This is a genomic window from Plasticicumulans sp. (genome assembly GCF_035331805.1).
Lineage (GTDB): Bacteria > Pseudomonadota > Gammaproteobacteria > Competibacterales > Competibacteraceae > Plasticicumulans.
Genome location: NZ_DAOLKE010000402.1, coordinates 1 through 2950 on the forward strand (window position 1 = coordinate 1; position 2950 = coordinate 2950).

Sequence of the window (2950 nt, forward strand, 5' to 3'; positions counted from 1 at the left end):
GGCGGGATCGGCGAGGACGGCGCGGATGCTGCGCTCGGCCGCGGCTTCATCGGCCGGCAGCCGGCCGGGATCGGGGCGCTGCGCGAGGTGCGCGGCCACGAGTTGCTCGTAGCGCGGCGCGAGGCCGGGGAAGCGCGCGAGGGCGGCGCAGGTCTGCCGGGCGCTCGCGACCAGCCAGTCGGCATCAGAGTCGTCCTCTGTGCCCGCCTGCGCGGCGAGCGCGGCCAGCCACAGGTACAGGTCGCGATTCAGCGCCGGGTCTGCAAACAGGTCGATGCATTCGGGCAGCCGCAGCGTCGTCTCGTCGCGCCACGCCAGCGCCGCCTCCCGCCCGCTGCCGGCGATGCGCTCCAACCAGCCGCGCCGCGCCCCGTGCTCCAGCGCCTGCGCCCCGGCCACGCTCAGCGCCCCGTCACCGCCGAGCGCCCGGAACAGCACGGCAACCGTCTTCTGCACCTCAGCCAGCCGCACCGCGGCTTCGGGGTGCCGCCGGCTGGCCGCGCGCGTGACCAGCCGGTGCCAGAGCTGACCGACCTGTTCTTCCATCTGCGGAGGACTCCGGAGGCGCGCCGCGGGCGCAGGCAAAGGCGGATTATCCGGCCGCGGACGGTGCAGATGGCGGCGGCTACCACCTGTGCGCCGCGACACAGCCGGCAGGCGCAGGCAGAGGCAGCGCTGCATCGCCGCCGGACGGGCTTTCGCACCGGCTCTCGCGCGAGCCGCGCGGCTACGCGCCCTCGACCCGCAGCACCTGCGTCTGCAGCCGCCCGTCCGGGAACAGTTCCAGCAGCCGGCAGCCCGGACCGTGCGCGGCATCGGCCGCCGGTTCCGGCGCCTGCAGGTCGAACTGGATGCAGGTCGACGGGCAGCCGAGGCAGCGGATGCCGTCGATGACGGTATCGACCTCGGCGTGCAGGTGGCCGAACACCACAGCCCGCACCTGCGGCGCCTGCTTCAGCACCCCGAACAGTTCGGCGCGGTTGTCGAGGGCGATCGCGTCGAAACCGGCGCAGCCGGTCAGCAGCGGCGGGTGGTGCAGCGCGACCAGCGTCGGGGTCTGCGGCCGCGCGGCGAGGCTTTGCTGCAGGAAGTCGAGTTCGGACGGCGCGAGGCGCCCGGCCGGGCTCTGCGGCACGCGCGTATCGAGCAGCAGCAGTTGCCAGCCGCCGGCTTCGAGCTGCCGGCGCCGCTGCACCGGACCTGAACTCCAGCAGGCGGCGAGGGCGTCGGAGTCGTCGTGGTTGCCGGGCAGAGCCGCGACCGGCAGGCCGCTCGGCAGCAGGAAGTCATCGCGCAGGCGTTCGTAGGCCGGTGTGCCTTCGTCGTGGACCAGATCGCCGGTCGCGAGCAGCAGCGCCGGTTGCAGCCCGGTCGCGAGGGTCAGCACGGCGCGCAGGCCGGCATCGACATCGACACCCCAGCTCTGCGCGCCCGGCGTGCTGCGCAGGTGACAGTCGCTGATCTGCACGATGCGCACGGCGGATTCGGGTTTCATCGGCAAGGCTCCGGCAATCGGCGGGATACGGGTATATGACTATCATTGTCCCCCCGCCGCCGGAGTGCCGCGTCCCCATGAAAGCCATCCAGCTGACCGAGACCCTGTACGACTACCTGATCGACGTGTCGCTGCGCGAGACCGACGTGCAGCGGCGGCTGCGCGCGTACACGTCGACGCTGGAGCGCGCGCGCATGCAGATCGCGCCCGAACAGGGCCAGTTCATGCAGTGGCTGGTACGCCTGGCCGGCGCGCGGCGCATCGTCGAGGTCGGCACCTTCACCGGCTACAGCGCGCTGGCGATGGCGCTGGCGCTGCCGCCGGACGGCCGGCTGATCGCCTGCGACATCGACCCGGTGCATACCGCGACCGCGCAGCAGTACTGGCAGGAGGCCGGCGTCGCCGATCGCATCGAGCTGCGCCTCGGTCCGGCACTCGACACGCTCGACGGGCTGATCACCGAGTTCGGCCGCAACAAGATCGACCTGGCCTTCATCGATGCCGACAAGACCGCGCACCTCTTCTATTACGAGCGCCTGCTGGAAATGCTGCGCCCCGGCGGCGTGATCCTGATCGACAACACGCTCTGGGGCGGCAGCGTCGCCGACCCGGCCGCGCACGACGCCGACACGCTGGCGATCCGTGGCCTGAACCTGCTGCTGCGCGATGACGACCGCATCGACCTGGCGCACCTGCCGGTCGGCGACGGTCTGGCGCTGGCGCTGAAGCGCTGACCACTGGCCGTGAGGACCGATACCGAAGATGAGCCGCCGCGTCCGCCGCCTGCTGACCGTCGTGCTGGTGCTGGTGCTGACGCCGGCGCTGCTGATGGCCTGGTTCATGGCGCGCGTGGCGATCTACGCCGACAACCGCGATGAAGGCCAGGCCGATGCGGCGGTCGTGCTCGGGGCCGCCGCCTGGTTCACGCGGCCGTCGCCGGTGTTCGAGGAGCGCATCAAGCACGCGCTCGATCTCTACAAGGAAGGCCGCGTGCGCGCGATCGTGTTCACCGGCGGCGTCGGGCGCGGCGACACGCGCTCCGAGGCCGAAGTCGCGCGCAACTACGCGCTGCGCCGCGGCGTGCCGGAGTCGGCCATCCACGTCGAGACCGCCTCGCGCTCGACCTTCGGCAACCTCGTCAACGCCCGGCTGCTGCTGGAGCGCAATGGCCTCAGGCGCGTGCTGCTGGTCTCGGACCCGCTGCACATGCGCCGCGCGATGACGATGGCCCGCGACCTCGGCATCGATGCCCGCCCGTCACCGACACCGACCACGCGCTTCCAGAGCTTCTCGACGCAGTTCGACCTGCTGCTGAAGGAGACCTTCGACTACGCCCGCTACAAGCTCGGCCGCCACTTCCTGGACTTCGACGAGCCGACCGCCGGCTACGCGGCCGCGGGCGAGTCGTGACCGGCACGGCCGATGCGCGCCGGCAAGGGCATCGGGCGCCAGGGT

General features: G+C 72.2%; 3 protein-coding genes and 1 pseudogene. 2 read left to right on the plus strand and 2 right to left on the minus strand.

The window, feature by feature from the left end; translation table 11 throughout:
• Positions 1-546: pseudogene (locus PKE44_RS17520) on the minus strand (nitric oxide reductase); the annotation flags it as partial.
• Between the two features lie 181 nt (positions 547-727).
• Complete coding sequence (locus PKE44_RS17525; RefSeq protein ID WP_324553835.1) at positions 728-1495, minus strand: metallophosphoesterase; 768 nt, start codon at positions 1493-1495, stop codon at positions 728-730.
• A 77-nt stretch (positions 1496-1572) separates the two neighbouring features.
• On the opposite strand from PKE44_RS17525, the gene PKE44_RS17530 reads away from it, so the two are divergent.
• Complete coding sequence (locus PKE44_RS17530) at positions 1573-2229, plus strand: class I SAM-dependent methyltransferase (RefSeq protein ID WP_324553836.1); 657 nt, start codon at positions 1573-1575, stop codon at positions 2227-2229.
• Positions 2230-2257: 28 nt separating this feature from the next.
• Positions 2258-2905 (plus strand): YdcF family protein, encoded by a 648-nt coding sequence (locus PKE44_RS17535; RefSeq protein ID WP_324553838.1) that lies wholly within the window; start codon positions 2258-2260, stop codon positions 2903-2905.
• The last annotated feature ends 45 nt before the right edge of the window (positions 2906-2950 follow it).